Source organism: Ruoffia tabacinasalis (genome assembly GCF_042652985.1).
In the GTDB taxonomy this organism is placed as follows: Bacteria; Bacillota; Bacilli; order Lactobacillales; family Aerococcaceae; genus Ruoffia; species Ruoffia tabacinasalis.
Window position 1 is genome coordinate 61,035 of the sequence record NZ_JBHSHQ010000035.1, and the last position, 15,719, is coordinate 76,753.

Annotated in this window: 18 protein-coding genes; 9 read left to right on the forward strand and 9 right to left on the reverse strand. The window is 39.6% G+C overall.

Annotated features, from left to right (window positions below):
- Positions 1-14: 14 nt before the first annotated feature.
- The 4 genes from ACFO5Y_RS05945 to ACFO5Y_RS05960 all read right to left on the reverse strand — a co-directional run bounded on the left by ACFO5Y_RS05945 (position 15) and on the right by ACFO5Y_RS05960 (position 3,743).
- A complete protein-coding gene (locus tag ACFO5Y_RS05945) occupies positions 15-995 on the reverse strand; it encodes an ROK family glucokinase (protein WP_380706376.1) in 981 nt (326 codons plus the stop codon).
- 151 nt (positions 996-1,146) lie between these two features.
- Positions 1,147-1,713, reverse strand: coding sequence for a chromate transporter (locus ACFO5Y_RS05950; RefSeq protein ID WP_197103905.1), 567 nt, complete (start codon positions 1,711-1,713; stop codon positions 1,147-1,149).
- A complete protein-coding gene (locus ACFO5Y_RS05955) occupies positions 1,710-2,297 on the reverse strand; it encodes a chromate transporter (RefSeq protein WP_197103906.1) in 588 nt (195 codons plus the stop codon). Before ACFO5Y_RS05955 ends, ACFO5Y_RS05950 begins: the two co-directional genes overlap by 4 nt.
- 123 nt (positions 2,298-2,420) lie before the next feature.
- A complete protein-coding gene (locus ACFO5Y_RS05960; protein WP_197103907.1) occupies positions 2,421-3,743 on the reverse strand; it encodes a LysM peptidoglycan-binding domain-containing protein in 1,323 nt (440 codons plus the stop codon).
- A gap of 407 nt (positions 3,744-4,150) precedes the next feature.
- Between ACFO5Y_RS05960 and thiW the strand changes: the two genes are divergently transcribed.
- The 5 genes from thiW to ACFO5Y_RS05985 all read left to right on the forward strand — a co-directional run bounded on the left by thiW (position 4,151) and on the right by ACFO5Y_RS05985 (position 7,789).
- Positions 4,151-4,681 carry an energy coupling factor transporter S component ThiW gene (gene thiW, locus ACFO5Y_RS05965; protein WP_197103908.1) on the forward strand — a complete coding sequence of 177 codons (531 nt, stop codon included), beginning with the start codon at positions 4,151-4,153 and terminating at the stop codon, positions 4,679-4,681.
- Complete coding sequence (gene thiM, locus ACFO5Y_RS05970; RefSeq protein WP_197103909.1) at positions 4,668-5,489, forward strand: hydroxyethylthiazole kinase; 822 nt, start codon at positions 4,668-4,670, stop codon at positions 5,487-5,489. The genes thiW and thiM overlap by 14 nt, the downstream gene beginning before the upstream one ends.
- A complete protein-coding gene (gene thiE, locus ACFO5Y_RS05975; protein ID WP_197103910.1) occupies positions 5,479-6,114 on the forward strand; it encodes a thiamine phosphate synthase in 636 nt (211 codons plus the stop codon). Before thiM ends, thiE begins: the two co-directional genes overlap by 11 nt.
- A 13-nt stretch (positions 6,115-6,127) precedes the next feature.
- Positions 6,128-6,946 carry a bifunctional hydroxymethylpyrimidine kinase/phosphomethylpyrimidine kinase gene (thiD, locus tag ACFO5Y_RS05980; protein ID WP_197103911.1) on the forward strand — a complete coding sequence of 273 codons (819 nt, stop codon included), beginning with the start codon at positions 6,128-6,130 and terminating at the stop codon, positions 6,944-6,946.
- 390 nt (positions 6,947-7,336) lie between these two features.
- On the forward strand, positions 7,337-7,789 hold the full coding sequence (locus tag ACFO5Y_RS05985) for a hypothetical protein (RefSeq protein ID WP_197103912.1): 453 nt from the start codon (positions 7,337-7,339) through the stop codon (positions 7,787-7,789).
- 26 nt (positions 7,790-7,815) lie between these two features.
- On the opposite strand, the gene ACFO5Y_RS05990 is transcribed toward ACFO5Y_RS05985, so the two are convergent.
- From ACFO5Y_RS05990 to ACFO5Y_RS06000, 3 genes are all read right to left on the reverse strand, one after another.
- Positions 7,816-8,442: a TVP38/TMEM64 family protein gene (locus ACFO5Y_RS05990; RefSeq protein WP_197103913.1), complete on the reverse strand. Its 627-nt coding sequence runs from the start codon at positions 8,440-8,442 to the stop codon at positions 7,816-7,818.
- Positions 8,443-8,677: 235 nt separating this feature from the next.
- Positions 8,678-9,175, reverse strand: coding sequence for a hypothetical protein (locus tag ACFO5Y_RS05995; protein ID WP_197103914.1), 498 nt, complete (start codon positions 9,173-9,175; stop codon positions 8,678-8,680).
- Positions 9,176-9,295: 120 nt separating this feature from the next.
- Entirely contained in the window at positions 9,296-9,847 is a 552-nt protein-coding gene (locus tag ACFO5Y_RS06000) for a 3'-5' exonuclease (protein WP_197103915.1), read from the reverse strand.
- Positions 9,848-9,997: 150 nt separating this feature from the next.
- On the opposite strand from ACFO5Y_RS06000, the gene ACFO5Y_RS06005 reads away from it, so the two are divergent.
- The 4 genes from ACFO5Y_RS06005 to ACFO5Y_RS06020 all read left to right on the forward strand — a co-directional run bounded on the left by ACFO5Y_RS06005 (position 9,998) and on the right by ACFO5Y_RS06020 (position 13,639).
- Positions 9,998-11,422, forward strand: coding sequence for a Y-family DNA polymerase (locus ACFO5Y_RS06005; protein WP_197103916.1), 1,425 nt, complete (start codon positions 9,998-10,000; stop codon positions 11,420-11,422).
- Positions 11,419-11,787 carry a DUF2642 domain-containing protein gene (locus ACFO5Y_RS06010; protein WP_197103917.1) on the forward strand — a complete coding sequence of 123 codons (369 nt, stop codon included), beginning with the start codon at positions 11,419-11,421 and terminating at the stop codon, positions 11,785-11,787. The genes ACFO5Y_RS06005 and ACFO5Y_RS06010 overlap by 4 nt, the downstream gene beginning before the upstream one ends.
- Complete coding sequence (locus tag ACFO5Y_RS06015) at positions 11,777-12,067, forward strand: DUF5960 family protein (protein ID WP_197103918.1); 291 nt, start codon at positions 11,777-11,779, stop codon at positions 12,065-12,067. Before ACFO5Y_RS06010 ends, ACFO5Y_RS06015 begins: the two co-directional genes overlap by 11 nt.
- Positions 12,068-12,529: 462 nt before the next feature.
- Positions 12,530-13,639, forward strand: coding sequence for an Ldh family oxidoreductase (locus ACFO5Y_RS06020; RefSeq protein ID WP_197103919.1), 1,110 nt, complete (start codon positions 12,530-12,532; stop codon positions 13,637-13,639).
- Between the two features lie 38 nt (positions 13,640-13,677).
- On the opposite strand, the gene aroD is transcribed toward ACFO5Y_RS06020, so the two are convergent.
- A complete protein-coding gene (gene aroD, locus ACFO5Y_RS06025) occupies positions 13,678-14,427 on the reverse strand; it encodes a type I 3-dehydroquinate dehydratase (RefSeq protein WP_197103920.1) in 750 nt (249 codons plus the stop codon).
- Positions 14,428-14,548: 121 nt separating this feature from the next.
- On the reverse strand, positions 14,549-15,700 hold the full coding sequence (locus tag ACFO5Y_RS06030; RefSeq protein WP_197103921.1) for an NAD(P)-dependent malic enzyme: 1,152 nt from the start codon (positions 15,698-15,700) through the stop codon (positions 14,549-14,551).
- Positions 15,701-15,719 lie beyond the last annotated feature (19 nt).

Sequence of the window (15,719 nt, forward strand, 5' to 3'; positions counted from 1 at the left end):
TTTGTTATGCAATTTTATCCAACTAATTTACCATCATTCACTAACTCAGCTGCTCCTAAAAGCGCCGCATCATTACCTAATGATGCAATAACGATTTCAGTCTTACCTTTAAGTGCTGGGAAGATATAGTTATCGCAATGTCTTGCAACTATTTCACGTAGATACTCTCCCGCTTGTGCTACGCCCCCACCTAGAATGATTTTAGATGGGTTTAACATGTTCACGATATGTGAACAACCTAAGCCGAGGTACTCACCAAACTGTTCAACCACGTGTTTAGCAAATACATCATGTTGTTCTGATACTTCAAAGATATCTTTCGCACTCAGTTCTTCACCATTATCGATACGTTTTTTAATCTCAGAGTCTCCACTATATTCTTCAGAGTACTCACGTGTTAGATTCATCAATCCTGTCGCTGAAGCTAAAGCTTCTAAACACCCGATTTTTCCACAAGTACACGCAATACCACTATCTTTATCAATCGTCATGTGGCCGATTTCACCTGCTGCGCCTGAACTTCCATGGACGATTTTACTATCAACAATAATTCCGCCACCGACACCGGTTCCTAAAGTCACCATTACAACATCGGAAGCATTATCTCCTGATCCGTGACGTTGTTCACCTAAAGCAGCAATATTAGCGTCATTATCTAAGTAGAATGGTAAATTAAAGGCTTCGATAAATTGTTCTCCGACATTTTGAGTCTCCACCCAGTTTAAATTATACGCTCCCGTGACTGTTAAATCGATGTGGTTAACCGTTCCTGGACTTCCCATCCCAATGCCTAAAAAGTCTTCGGTTGTTAATTGATATAAATCCATTCTCTCTTGAATTGAATCAATCAAATTCGGAACAATTGCTTTTCCACCATTCAAAATAACTGTATGTTCAGACCATTTTTGGAGTATTTCTCCTTCTGTTGATACAATCGCTAATTTTGCTGATGTACCCCCTAAGTCAATTGCGATAATTTTGTCTTTCGTTGTCATCATTACTCCTCCATCTTTAACTGATATATTTCATTCACTCATTAACCTCTCCGAATGAAAATGCTTACTTTATTATTGTATCAAAATATTCTTGAATAACCACTCTATAGAAAAGAATAATTACTTTTTTTGCAAAATTAGGCTTTGCCACCTAAAATGCTCCAATGATAACTGACGCAATCCCATTTAATACACCTGCAAGTAACATGACTTTCACTGGATCTACTTTCCATTTCATAAGTAAGAAAAGACAGATTCCGAAGATGATAACCGCTGTGATCTTAATCGTCTCAATGCCTATCACTTCAGTTCCCCAAAAAGATGTCACTAAAATTGAAACACCTGCCGTTGCAATCATAGCGACGACTGCGGGACGAAGTGCTCTAAGCACATATTGTAAAACATCCATCTGACGGTATTTCATATATAGAAAAGCCAAAATTGTCACCAATATAACTGAGGGAAAAACTGAACCAAGTGTCGCAGCAACTGCCCCAAAGACACCCGCAATTTGAGTTCCCACAAAGGTAGCTGAGTTAATCGCAATAGGTCCCGGCGTCATCTGAGAAATGGTAATTAAATCTGTGAATTCTTGTAAAGTCAGCCATTGATGTGAGTCAACAATTTCTGCTTGAATTAAAGGTAAAGCCGCGTATCCTCCTCCAAAACTGAAAGCACCCACTTTTAAAAAGCTGACAAATAATTGCCAATAAATCATTGAGTCATACCTCCTTTATTGCGGTTAAAGAAAAATTGAATTAATCCAATACTAGCTGCCATTAGAATAATTAACATCACATTGACATTGAAAATATAATTAGCAATAAAGGCGATAAACATCATTGCAATAAGGAGTGGACTTTTTGTGTTGGTCACTTGTTGCCCCATTCCAATCACCACAGCTGTGATTACGGCACCAACACCCGCTTGCATCCCTTCAAGCATTAAGGCGATGAAAGTATTTTCCCGGAAAGCATCATAAAATAATGCAATGAGAGATATAATCGCGAATGGAGGAATGATCGTTGCGATTACAGCGGTTAATACTCCAAGCATCCCAGCTAATTTATAACCAACAACGATGGCTCCATTCACGGCAATCGCACCTGGAGCTGATTGTGCAATCGCGACTAAATCTAACATCTCATCTTCATCGATCCAGCCATAATCATCTACAAACGTTTTTTTCATTAGAGTGATAATGACATAGCCACCCCCAAAGGTAAAGCCACTTAACATTAAGGTTGATAAGAATAATTGCTTTAATATTTGCCCTTTTGATTGATTTTCATTTATCTTCATATAATTCTCCTTCAATCATCTTTGTAGTTATCATATTAGCTTAAACAGAATAAAATGTGAATTAAATGATTTTAGACAACAAAAAAGCTAAAGTGAATATATCACTCTAGCTTTAGTTTATTCTTAGTATGCTGGGTTGAATGAAACGTGAACATGGTCATAATGGTTGGCAGTGATACTTCCACGGTCTTCCATCGCTGTCCATTGTTGATTCCAATCTCCATAAATTTGTTGTTCCCAAATAACGTATGAGATATCATTTTCTGCCATACTATTGATTGAGTAATTAGCAATGTCATCTCCCACTTGAGATCCAACAGGTACCATAAAGTCAACGGCTAATCCTGCACCGTGATCTTGTGCGTCACCTGGACGGTAAAGGCTGAATGAATCAATACCATAGATTGCTGCAACTTCTTCTTTATAAGCTGCTACATGTGGTTGTAAGCCAGCGTTTTCAGGGTTAGCTGCCGGGTCTGTTGCTGGTTCTTCATAAACAGGCTCCTCGTAAACAGGCTCTTCATAGACTGGTTCTTCAGGTTCTTCGTATACTGGTTCGTCAACTACTGGTGTTTCTTCTTCAACTGGTTCCCAAGCTTGACTGTTTTCGTCAACAGTTAAATCAGTTTCGTAAGTTGGCTCTTCATAAACAGGTGCCTCAACCGGGACTTCCTCAATTGGAGCCGCTTCGATAGGCGCTTCCTCAATTGGAGCTTCTTCTACTGGTACTTCTCCGTAAACAGGTTCTTCGTAAACAGGTGCCGTTTCAGCTGGAACTTCTGTCGCTGGTGCTTCTGTATAAGCGGCCGCTTCGACAACTGGAACTTCTTCAACAACTTCTGTTTCAACGGGTGCTTCTTCAACTAGCGCTTCTACCGCTGGCTCTTCTTCTACCCATGCTGGAACTTCTTCAATAATTGTATTTGATGCTGCAGCACCACCTGCTGATGATTCCGTTTCTGTTTCTGAAACTGTTTCTTCAGGAACAATAACTTCTTCAACAACTTCTGTTTCTGTTTCAGCTTCAGGCATTGCTTCTGGAGCAACTTCTTCTACTTCTGGAATATCTGATAAGTTGACTGGAATACTTACTTCTAAAGTATCTCCATTTGGTGCATCAACTGTTAAGTTGCTTGCGCGGTCATTCGCATCATATTGAGCTGTTAAAACTGTCTCAGGGAAGATTAAGTCAACATCTTCAATATTATTAATTTCTGCTAAATAACGTGATTCAATATTCATCGCTTCAGAAATAACACTCAATGTATCTCCGTATTTTACTGTATAAGATAATTCATTTTCTTCAGTCACAACGATTTCTTCAAGCACTTCTTCTAACTGGCGAGCTTGCCATGTAATATCTGAATCAATCGCCATTGCGATTGGGCCATGTGACATCAATGCTAAGATTGATGATCCAAGCCATAATTTCTTTTTAAAGTTCATATATAAGTTCACCTTTTTTTAATTTATTTTTTTGACATGAATTACTTTAGCATAGTCAATTCTGGAAGCCAATGACATTTCAGCCATTTAAATGAACTGTATTTTGTCTGTAACATAACACTTACGTGTACATTTGATTGTAACAATTGACCCTATTCTAATAGCTTTTTACTTGCATGCGTTTGCAACCAACCTTACACTGTTGTACAATACTCCATAGATTACAACATTAAAAATACGGGGAGCTTTTGAAAGTAGAGCTGAGAGGAGTGTAATATTCGACCCGCTGAACCTGGCTGCTTGCAGTGTAGGGATCATAATTTGCCTTAAAAGCGATTGGCGGAGATGACCTATACTGGATATCTCTGCCTTTTTGTCTATTTAAATTAATTTAGAGGAGTGAGAACTTGAAAACATTAAAAACACAAAAACTTGTCTTAGCTGGTATCCTATCTGGACTAGCCGTCATTGGAAGCTTAATTTCTTTCCCAATTCTAGGCTCGCGAGCGTCACCGATTCAACATATTATTAATATGATTTGCGCAGTGCTTTTAGGACCTAGTTATGGCGTTGCTGTCGCTTTTATTGCTAGTCTATTACGAAATTTATTCGGTTTAGGTACGATTATGGCCTTTCCCGGAAGCATGATTGGTGCCTTTTTATGTGGCGTCATCTTTAGCAAAACAAAGAATCTTTTTCTCACTAGCCTGGGTGAAATAGTTGGAACCGGAATTCTAGGTGGGCTTGTCGCATGGCCACTCGCGATTTTATTTTTAGGAGAAAGTGTTGGAACGCTAGCCTTTTACGCTTACGTAATTCCTTTTCTTATTTCCACGATTACTGGAACAATCATTGCCGTTGGAATTATTAACATACTTAAACAAAATAATATCATCACCTGGCTAGAAAGGAGTGACCGATCAAATGATAGAGATTAATCATTTATGGGGAAAAGTTCGAGAAGCCAATCCACTTGTGCATACGATTAGTAATCTAGTCAGTGCCAATGACTGTGCTAACTTACTCCTTGCTGTGGGGGCAAGCCCAATCATGGCGAGCGCCATCCAAGAGATGGAAGACATTAGCCGAATTAGTCAATCAACAGTTTTAAACTTAGGCACACCCAATGATTCAAAATACGCTACTTGTACCAAAGCCGGCGTATATGCAAATAAATATTTCCATCCTGTGATTGTCGATCCCGTCGGCATTGGGGCGAGCCTTTATCGAAAAGAAAAAGTCACACAACTTTTAAATAAAGTTCAACCAACCATTATTAGAGCCAATGTTGGAGAAGTCCAAAGTTTGTTAGGGTCTAAAAGCCAAGCACGAGGCGTTGATAGTTTCGCTCAATCCCATTCTGATGATGGACAATCAGATGCCGTCGTCTTAGCCCAACAGTTGGATTGTGTTGTCTTGATGACTGGAAAAGATGACTTTGTTACCAACGGTACTCACTCTTACTTAATCGAAGGTGGTAGCTCAATTCTCACCAAAATTACCGGAACAGGTGATATGCTTTCTGTCCTATGTGGCGCTCTATCCAATGTGACTGACCCGCTAACAGCTGCGCTTAGCGCTTCCTATAGTTGGAAAGTCATAGGTAAACTGGTTAAAGAAAGTTCCGCAGGTTTGGGTCAAGCACACAGACAACTCTTCGATTATGCTAGTCAAATTGAACAAATTACCAAAATTCAACATACCGTGACGATTCACGAATCAGGAGGCCGTAAACATGTCAATTAAACCTGAACAACTCACCTTATATGCCATTACAGACCGAACTTGGTTAAATGGTGCTACCTTAGAAGACCATGTCAAAGAAGCTCTCGAGGGGGGCGCAACGATTTTACAGCTTCGAGAAAAGACTCTTTCTGATGCAGAGTTTCTTGAACAAGCTAAACGATTAAAACCTTTATGTCAGTCTTACAATGTCCCATTAATTATCAATGATCGCGTTGATATTGCCCTTGAAGCTGATGCTGATGGCGTTCACGTAGGTCAAAACGATATGCAAGCCGGTCAAGTCCGCGAAAAATTAGGCCCAAATAAGTTACTCGGTGTATCTTGCCGAACGGTTGAACATGCTTTAGCCGCTCAAGAGCATGGTGCTGATTACATCGGCGTTGGAGCTATGTTTCCCACTCAAACAAAGACTGATACTGAGCCCGTTTCAATTGAAACACTTAAAGCCATTTGTCAATCCGTAAACATTCCCGTTGTTGCTATTGGTGGCGTTACATTATCGAATGTTTCTCAGTTACAAGATACTGGTATTGCAGGTATTGTCGCCATCAGCGCGATTTTTTCTCAAGATGATATTCAAGAAGCGGCACACAATTTAAAAGAAGCTGTTTCAAACTTACTTTAAGGAGGTAACATGTATGAAAACTGTATTAACCATTGCCGGAAGCGATTCGAGTGGAGGCGCTGGAATTCAAGCAGACTTAAAGACGATGATTAGTCATGGGGTTTATGGCATGAGTGCGATTACTGCTTTAACTGCTCAAAATACTTTAGGTGTCACTGATGTCTTAGAATCAACGCCCGAATTTTTAGCTGCCCAGCTTGATGCTGTGTGCACAGATATTTACCCGGATGCGGTTAAAATTGGAATGGTCTCAAGTGCGCCGTTAATTAAAGTCATTGCGGATAAATTAAATGAGTACGACGTGCCTTTAGTCGTAGTAGATCCTGTCATGGTGGCAACCAGTGGTTCTACTTTGATGGAATCCGATGCTACGGAGACGCTGAAACAAGAATTACTCCCTATCGCGACTGTTCTCACACCAAATATCGAGGAAGCTGAAGCATTATCTGGCTTTAAAATTAAAACCCATGACGACATGGTCGCAGCTGCAAAGCATATTGGCGATACTTACCATTGTGCTGTCCTTTGTAAGGGTGGACACCGTCAAACGGATGCCAATGATGTTCTGTATCATGAAGGAAAGGTTCATTGGTTCGAAAGCGAACGCGTGGATAATCCAAACGCTCATGGAACAGGTTGTACTTTAGCAAGTGCTATCGCCTCTAACTTAGCGAAAGATTTTGATTTAATTACTTCTATTGAACGCGCAAAAGCTTATTTAACGAACGCATTAAGAGCAGGACTTGATTTAGGTAAAGGTTCTGGGCCTTTAGACCACGGCTTTGATATCCATTCTAAATACAGTGAGATGAATAATCATGACCGTATATGAGATGAAATTAAACTCAGAACCTTTTGATATGATTAAACAGGGACAAAAAACGATTGAACTCCGTCTAAATGATGAAAAGCGTCGCTAAGTTCAAGTTGGTGCTCAAATGATTTAACACAAAAAATTCAGGCGGATGTAATTGCTTTACATCCGTTCCCTTCTTTCGAGGAACTATATCAGGCTCTTCCTTTACTAGAATGTGGCTATACTTCTAATAATGTGGAGGCTGCTTCTCCAGAAGATATGGAAGCTCATTATTCATTAGAGCAACAAGCGCGCTATGGTGTTCTTGGGATTGAAATTAGTTTGCCTGATCATCTTTCTTAACCTTGCTCAGCTCCTATATATTTTCTGTTATAATATCTAAACAAAGGAGTTGTTTGCTTTTCCATGTTAACGATCATTATTTTAATTTTAATCGCCCTCTTGGGCTACACCCTTTTTCATCAATTCAATGCTTTTCGCCAGATACAAATTCGCGAGAATCATCAGCGATTATTTTATGCAACGCCTGTAATTATTGCGATTGTATTTCTTGAGGTAGGATTCGAATTTGGTGAGACTTTTATTCAATACGCCTTATTTATTTTAATCGCTATTAATTTTGTTGCGATTCCTTTTACGTCAGGCCTTTCAAATGATTTTATCTATTATAAGTCAAATAAAAGAGGCATCGCCGGTTTGATTCCTAAAAGTAAAGCTTTAACCGACGTTATCGGGAGTCAGATTGAAAAAGAGGATGATTATTTTACTGTTGATTTTTCTTTTGAAAAGGAGATTATCAGTTTACGTTTTTCAAATGAACAATTTGACGCTGTACATCAAATAATTTCACGTACATAAAAAGCCAGGCACTCGCCTGGCTTCTTTTATGAGAATAAATTTGAGAGTAAACCTAAGAAATTGTGCACCCCGGCCATAAATAAAAACATCGTGACCGGTTTAAATATCAATTGGATGATGACCATTCGCTTGTAAGTCAAATCACTTAAGCCACTGATCATGATGAATAACTCATCCGGCAATCCTGGTACTGCAAGCACCACCGCAAGTATCCACTCAATGTAATAACCTCTATCTAAATAACTCAAACCTTTTTCAACTAATTTTTCATCTAAAAAAGCATATAAAATTGGCTGCCCGAAGCGTTTCGCCAACCAAAATAATATCAATGACCCGAGAAAATTCGCTGAAAACGCCAAAATAAAGCCCAGTAGTGGCCCAAATGCGGCATAAGCAATCACACTCCCGAGCCCGCCGGGAACGATTGGATACACGGTATTGATGATAGATAGAAGGAAAAAGACAATCGGTGCGAATGCCCCAGTTTTCTCGAGTCTTTCTTGAAGAATTTCTGGATGATTAAATAAGTCAATTTTGAAAAAATAGGCAAATATGATGAACGTAATCACCGCTCCGACAATGGCTACCCACTTTAACACTTGCTTATTTCTTTTGAAAAACATAATATCTTTTGACAGTGGTGCCATATCCATAAAACCTACCCTCTCTGATTGAAACAAATCGTCTTTTATTAACTTTACAGTATTATATTTATAGCTAAACTTCATAGGGCTAAAGGACCAAATTTTATCATCCGCCCAATAAAAAAAGAGAGTCACGCTCTCTTTTCGCTATAATAAACATATCATAAATCATCAGATATTTTTAGGGTGAATTCGGAAAAAAAATGGCCATCCGGGTAGGAATGGCGGGAGGTTGGGTTTTATATTAATAATCTATACCTTCTACAAGAACTTTATGTACAAGTAAGACTGGAACTGTCTTTGTTCCGCCCATAACCGTGTCATAAGTATATAATCCATGAAGTGTTCCATATAAATCAATATCATCACCGTCCATTAATCGACTGTCAGGAAGCGTAGGAAAAAAGACAAAGTAAGCTGTATCTAGATCGTCGTTACGCATCACTAAACCATATGCCATATCTAAGTCTTCCGCTTCGTCATATTGTTGCACCGTTGCATAAAAGGTATGTTGAACGTCAGTCATACCATTACGTTCACGCATAATATCTTCATATTTAATAATTTCATAATCACTATCTTTATATTCTTTCGCAGTACCTAACACAATTTCCTGATATTCGTCTTTGATTGCTTCTGCAACATCATCCATTGAGGTAGCTACAGCTTGAGCACTAGTAGGTGAGAGGGTTAATAACGATAACATGACAAATGAAACGAGTAGTTTTTTTAGCTTATCCATAAAATCTCTCCTTATTCATAAATGTTATTTATATTATACCAAAGACTGTCAGGTTAATCAATGAACCGCTTACATAATTAGACTTTTAAAAACCAGACCCAGTTAGAGTCTGTTTTGGTTCTACAATCTATAAAACTGCTTCACATTTCCTGCCTTCAACAAATCCTCCACGGTCTGCGTCTTCGAATACATCGTTAAAGCGTGGATGACATAAGCAGCAGCTCGCGCATCTTCAAGAGCATTATGATGATTAAATTCAAATTTTATTTGCTGGCATAAAGATTTTAAACTGAAACTTGAAAGCTTTCCGCGCCATAAATTACGGGCCAACTGACAAGAATCAAAATAATCCATGCCTAACTCCGGGAGTCTGAATTTTTCATTGGCTGATCGAATCACGCCTCGGTCAAATTGAGTGTGACTCACAACTGGCGCGTCTCCCACGAATTCTTGAAACCGACCAATAACTTCATGATACGCCGGTTTTCCTTGAACTTGTTCGGGTGTTATTCCGTGAATACGAATATTGTTCGGTGCAAAAGATGTCAGTGGATCAATTAATTCATAAAAATGTCTAACCATAATTCCGTCAACAACTTTTACTGCCCCAAGCGAACAGGCTGACCACCGCTGACCGTTAGCTGTTTCAAAGTCAAATGCAACATATTCCATTGAATAACCCCTTCCTTATAATCTTAATCTCCATATCAGTATATACACTTCTTACCGCTCGTCAAGTCACAAGTTTTAAAATATTCCACTTGCTTATGCGAACATTTGTTCGTATAATAGACTCAAGGTTTTATCAAAAGGAGGATTATAATGGGAAACATTCAGTATGATAAAGAACCTAAATCTGACATAGCTTTCATTGATATGAAATCCTTTTACGCCAGCGTTGAGTGCGTGGAACGTGGGCTCCACCCTCTCTATACTTCTTTATGCGTGATGAGTCGAGCAGACAATGCGAACGGCTTGATCCTCGCCTCTTCACCAACGTTTAAAAAAGTTTTCGGAAAGGATAATGTAGGTAGAAGCTATGATTTACCTTTTAATATTCAGACACGACGGTTCAATTACTATGTCGCTAAACGACAAAATTTACCAATAAATCGTGAGTATGTTCGCTTTATTGAGAGTTGGGCACGAAAAACACTCATTGTTCCTCCAAGAATGAGCTTATATATTGAGAAAAATATGATTATTCATGACATTCTCCAAAATTATGCACCTAAGGAGGAAATTCTGCCCTACTCTATTGATGAAAGTTTCATTGATTTAACACGTTCGCTAGATTATTTTGCCAAGCGAAAAAATATCTCTCGCCGTGCTAAACTCGATGGAATTTCCGAACAAATTCAACGAGAAATTTGGAAAGCAACTGGCGTTTTTTCAACAGTCGGTATGAGTAACGCAAACCCTCTTCTTGCTAAATTAGCTCTGGACAATGAAGCAAAATACAACCCCAATATGCGCGCTAATTGGTCTTATGAAGATGTTGAAACGAAAGTCTGGAACATTAAAAAACTCACTGACTTTTGGGGAATCGGTCGGCGAACAGCCATTCGTCTTGAACGAATGAAAATTTACTCTATTAGAGATTTAGCTAACAGTAACCCTGAGCTACTCAAACAAGAGTTTGGTGTTATTGGTCTGCAACTCTGGTTTCATGCTAACGGAGTGGATGAAAGTGATGTGCGTTACCCTTATAAAGCCAAATCCAAAGGTTTAGGTAACTCACAAGTTCTGCACAAAGATTATTATAAGCAATCTGATATCGAACTCGTCTTAAGCGAAATGGCCGAGCAAGTAGCTATCCGTTTGCGTAAAGCTCATAAAAAGACAACCAGTGTGGCAATATCTGTTGGCTTCTCTCACACTGCTGAACGGTCATCCATTCATGTTCAAAGAAAAGTCGACCCCACTCAAAATACAAAAGTGCTCATCGGACATGTCATCAGTCTTTTTCGTTCAAAATATAATGGCGGTGCCGTTCGAAATATCGCTGTTCGCTATAATAATTTTGTCGATGAGAAATATGCTTTTATATCTTTATTTGATAATTTTGAACAAGTTGAGAAAGAAGAAACCCTTGAAAAAACAATTGATGATGTTCGCGAACGATTTGGCTTCTTATCCGTGCAGCGTGCAACCGTACTTAAAGAAAACTCCAGAAGTAAAGCGTGTAGCCAACTTATCGGTGGCCATGCGGCAGGTGGTGCTGGTGGCTTGGATGGGTTAGCATGACAGTTGATCGAAGCTATCTTCCTTACCGTTCTGCTCGTAACTACCAAGACCGGAAGATGGCAAAATGGATAGGATTTTTCCTATCAGAACACACCACCGCACTCACAACTGAAGTCGAGACGATTGATTTTAGCCAATCGCTCCCTTTAGGCGAGAAACTTCTCTTACTCAACCAATTATACCTGCAAAGGCTACCTGGTATTTTCCAAATCATACAAGACGAAAAGTCTAAAGAAATACGCGGGAAAATCGATTCCGTACAAGCAGATCAAGTTGGCGTGCAAAGTGAGGATGCTCACTACTTTATATCTATCAAACACATTATATCAATCAAATTAGAGGAGGAATTGGACGATGGATTCTAGAAACATACAGAATAGTAGTGTTCAATTCGATTATTTCAGCGAGAACTTTATGCGATTTGAACAAGATTTTAATGCTTATTCAAATTTGGTCATCCCTTTAACATTTATGGTCGATGACATTCTTTTTACTATGAATGAGTCGCAAACCAATTACTTTAAACTCCCCGCCATGAAATCAAAAGATAATAAAAATCATTACTTTATCTTCAGAGTGAAGATGCAAGAAAACAATTCGCAAGTCCGCATTTATGAATATATCCGACACACCTCACCCTTTTAAATGTCACTTTAATGCAGCTCAGCTTCTCATAAAAATAATATAAGCGACAAAGTATCTTATTATCTTGATACTTTGTCGCTTTTGTTGTGCTTTTCGGGGGTTGGGTCGGGAAGCTGCGGTGATTCGCCAGCTCGGGTGGACGAGCTGGTGGAGTTGGCCTGGATTCGCCAGCTCAGATGCGCGAGCTGGTGAAGTTCGACTTGATTCGCCAGCTCAGATGCGCGAGCTGGTGAAGTTCGACTTGATTCGCCAGCTCAGGTGCGCGAGCTGGTGAAGTTTGTCTTGATTCGCCAGCTCAGGTGCGCGAGCTGGCGAATCCTTCTGTTTCTGCATTTACAAATTATTTTTCTATCTACTATAAATACTTTTTATAAATTCCTTGTTATTTAAACTTGAATATGCTAATTTTAAGTTATCAGGAAACGTTTACAAAACCAGTTAAAATACTAGGAGGAATAGAAAATGGGTCAAACTTTTACTGTTGAATGGGAATGGGTAACGAAGTTTGTTAAAGATGTCTTTATGGCTTATGGGATTCCAGAAGAAGATGCGGATATTTGTACAGATGTGCTACTTGCGTCTGACCGCAAAGGGATTGAATCACATGGGGTAAATCGCTTTAAACCAATTTATCTTGATCGAATTAAGGCAGGTATTCAACATCCGGAGACAAATTTTGAAGTTGTTCGTGAAACACCGACAACAGCGGTTGTGGACGGACATGATGGGATGGGACAAGTGATTGGGTATAAAGCCATGCAGATGGCGATTGATAAAGCGAAAGAGTTTGGAATGGGTATGGTTGCGGTTCGAAACTCAACTCACTACGGAATTGCGGGTTATTACACAGATATGGCCGCAAAAGCAGGTTGTATCGGCATGACCGGAACAAATGCGCGCCCTTCGATTGCGCCTACTTTCGGTGTAGAAAATATGTTAGGAACTAACCCACTCACACTCGGTTTCCCAACCGATGAGGATTTTCCATTTTCATTAGACTGTGCGACTTCAATTAGTCAACGTGGAAAGATTGAATATTACGCACGTATTGGTCAAGATACACCTGCAGGAATGGTGATTGGTCGTGACGGAAAAGCAATGACTGACTCGCCTGAAATTCTAGAAGCGTTAGTTAATGGTCAAGCAGCGCTAGCACCACTTGGGGGTATCGGTGAAGAACTCGCTGGATATAAAGGTTATGGTTATGCAACCTTTGTAGAAGTATTATCAGCTGCCCTACAACAAGGAAACTTCTTGCATATGTTATCAGGTATTGGGGAAAATGGCGAGAAACAGAAATTCCATCTAGGACATTTCTTTATTGCTATTGATACCGAAGCTTTCGTTGGTTTAGACAGCTTCAAGAAGACAGCCGGAGATATCTTAAGAGCTTTAAGAAATTCAGAAGTGGCGCCAGGTGAAGATCGCATTTATACTGCCGGTGAAAAAGAACACCTTGTGTGGTTAGAGCGTAAAGATACAGGCTTACCTCTAAATGAAGGGGTGCAACAAGAAATGATCGCTATTCGCGATGAATTAGGCTGGACAGATTACAAATTACCATTTGAATAAACACTAAAGAAGGGGAGCATGGGTTGCTCCCCTTCTTTTTATAAACTCAAATTTTTTAAAGAGACTGCTAAATCTTCGACAGCCATTTGACCGGGAGCAGATGCTTTTCCTAAAGAACCGAAAGTTGCTGCAGAGCCAAATACTTCACCAGATAAGCGACTAATCATGCCCAAACTACCCATAGACATTGTTATTAAAGGTACTTTGGTAAATTGCTGACGCCGATGAGTGGCTTTTAAAAGCGTTAAAACATCTTCGGGCGTTTGTGGCATAACAGCTATCTTGCAAATATCTGCCCCTTTACTCTCCATCAACTCAAGACGACGAATAATCTCTTCCTCTGGAGGTGTTCGTTCAAAGTCATGATTACATAGCACCACATAAATCCCTTGACTGCGACACTCTTGAATAAGATCGTCTAACTTTTCTTCTGGGATAAATAACTCAATATCTAATAAATCAACGTGTCCTTCATTAATAATTTCTTGATAAAGGGCAACATATTGCTCATAAGATAGCTCGCGTTCCCCACCTTCTTCAAAAGTACGGAAGGTAATTAACAACGGCTTATTCACCAGTTGTTTAACTTCTTGAGAAAGTTCGCTCACTGCACCCGCCTTTTCCACATCTTCATAAAAATCAATGCGCCATTCCACTAAATCGCCTGATGACTTACTTGCATCTTTTGCCGCTTGAATAACCTCAGCCTGAGTTTTACCAACAATCGGTACAATTATTTTAGGTCTCCCTTGACCAATGGTTACATTATCTATCGTCACTCGCTTCATCTTCTGACCTCGCTTACTTGATGTAATTATCTCTACGTTTGATAATAGCTTATAAAGAAGTAAAAGGCTAAAAAAACCAATGAATCTTCATGAGATCCATTGGTTTTTAATGTTAAAATTATTATTTAGTCGCATTGCGAACACTATCCGCAACAACCTCAGCTACTTTAGGGTTAAAGGCATTCGGGATGATATTCTCCACACTTAATTCTGCCTCCGGAATCACACTCGCGATTCCTTGAGCGGCAGCAATTTGCATTTCATCTGTAATATCACTTGCGCGAGCATCTAAGGCACCACGGAAAATACCTGGGAAAGCTAGAACGTTATTGATTTGGTTAGGGAAATCACTACGCCCCGTTGCGACAATAAATGCGCCCCCTTCTTTCGCTTCGTCTGGCATGATTTCTGGAGTTGGGTTAGCCATCGCGAAGATAATTGGCTTTTCATTCATCGTTGCAATCCATTCTTTCTTCAACACACCTGGCGCTGATACACCAATGAAGACATCCGCATCTTTAACGGCTTCTTGTAAATCCCCTTTCAAGTTGTCAGGGTTTGTTAAACTCGCTAAGTCTTTGTGACGCTCATCTAAAGCAGGATCATCTTCAGCAATCATACCGTCGATATCACAGACGATAACATTTTTAGCGCCTGCGGCTAACATTTTCTTAGCGATGGCCGTTCCAGCAGATCCACCACCATTAATGACGATTTTTGCTGACTCGATTTTCTTATCAACAACTTTCAATGCATTGTATAAAGCACCTAATACGACAATCGCTGTCCCATGTTGGTCATCGTGGAATACTGGGATATCCAATTCTTCTTTCAAACGTCTTTCAATTTCAAAACAACGCGGTGCAGAAATATCTTCTAAGTTAATTCCACCAAAAGAAGGAGCAATTGCTTTAACATGTGAGATAATCTCTTCAACATCTTGTGTATCTAATGAAATTGGAACAGCGTCCACATCTGCGAACGCTTTGAATAAAGCAGCTTTCCCTTCCATCACTGGAATCGCAGCTTCAGGTCCGATATTTCCTAGTCCTAATACAGCTGATCCATCAGTGACAACTGCGACTAAATTACGTTTCGTTGTATATTTATAGACATCTTCTTTATTCTCCGCAATCGCTGAACTAACTGCCGCCACACCTGGTGTGTATGCTACGGATAATTCTTCCATATTTGTAATGGATACTTTAGGATTAACCTCAATCTTCCCGCCTAGTTCCTCGCCTAATCTAAGTGCTTCTTTCCTTACGTCCATGTTATATTGCTTCCTTTCT

Bases quoted from the DNA above. Each gene is read 5' to 3' on its own strand.
- ACFO5Y_RS05945 (WP_380706376.1), bottom strand. From the start codon at position 995: ATGACAACGAAAGACAAAATTATCGCAATTGACTTAGGGGGTACATCA.
- ACFO5Y_RS05950 (WP_197103905.1), bottom strand. From the start codon at position 1,713: ATGATTTATTGGCAATTATTTGTCAGCTTTTTAAAAGTGGGTGCTTTC.
- ACFO5Y_RS05955 (WP_197103906.1), bottom strand. From the start codon at position 2,297: ATGAAGATAAATGAAAATCAATCAAAAGGGCAAATATTAAAGCAATTA.
- ACFO5Y_RS05960 (WP_197103907.1), bottom strand. From the start codon at position 3,743: ATGAACTTTAAAAAGAAATTATGGCTTGGATCATCAATCTTAGCATTG.
- thiM (WP_197103909.1), top strand. From the start codon at position 4,668: ATGATAGAGATTAATCATTTATGGGGAAAAGTTCGAGAAGCCAATCCA.
- thiE (WP_197103910.1), top strand. From the start codon at position 5,479: ATGTCAATTAAACCTGAACAACTCACCTTATATGCCATTACAGACCGA.
- thiD (WP_197103911.1), top strand. From the start codon at position 6,128: ATGAAAACTGTATTAACCATTGCCGGAAGCGATTCGAGTGGAGGCGCT.
- ACFO5Y_RS05985 (WP_197103912.1), top strand. From the start codon at position 7,337: ATGTTAACGATCATTATTTTAATTTTAATCGCCCTCTTGGGCTACACC.
- ACFO5Y_RS05990 (WP_197103913.1), bottom strand. From the start codon at position 8,442: ATGGATATGGCACCACTGTCAAAAGATATTATGTTTTTCAAAAGAAAT.
- ACFO5Y_RS05995 (WP_197103914.1), bottom strand. From the start codon at position 9,175: ATGGATAAGCTAAAAAAACTACTCGTTTCATTTGTCATGTTATCGTTA.
- ACFO5Y_RS06000 (WP_197103915.1), bottom strand. From the start codon at position 9,847: ATGGAATATGTTGCATTTGACTTTGAAACAGCTAACGGTCAGCGGTGG.
- ACFO5Y_RS06005 (WP_197103916.1), top strand. From the start codon at position 9,998: ATGGGAAACATTCAGTATGATAAAGAACCTAAATCTGACATAGCTTTC.
- ACFO5Y_RS06010 (WP_197103917.1), top strand. From the start codon at position 11,419: ATGACAGTTGATCGAAGCTATCTTCCTTACCGTTCTGCTCGTAACTAC.
- ACFO5Y_RS06015 (WP_197103918.1), top strand. From the start codon at position 11,777: ATGGATTCTAGAAACATACAGAATAGTAGTGTTCAATTCGATTATTTC.
- ACFO5Y_RS06020 (WP_197103919.1), top strand. From the start codon at position 12,530: ATGGGTCAAACTTTTACTGTTGAATGGGAATGGGTAACGAAGTTTGTT.
- aroD (WP_197103920.1), bottom strand. From the start codon at position 14,427: ATGAAGCGAGTGACGATAGATAATGTAACCATTGGTCAAGGGAGACCT.
- ACFO5Y_RS06030 (WP_197103921.1), bottom strand. From the start codon at position 15,700: ATGGACGTAAGGAAAGAAGCACTTAGATTAGGCGAGGAACTAGGCGGG.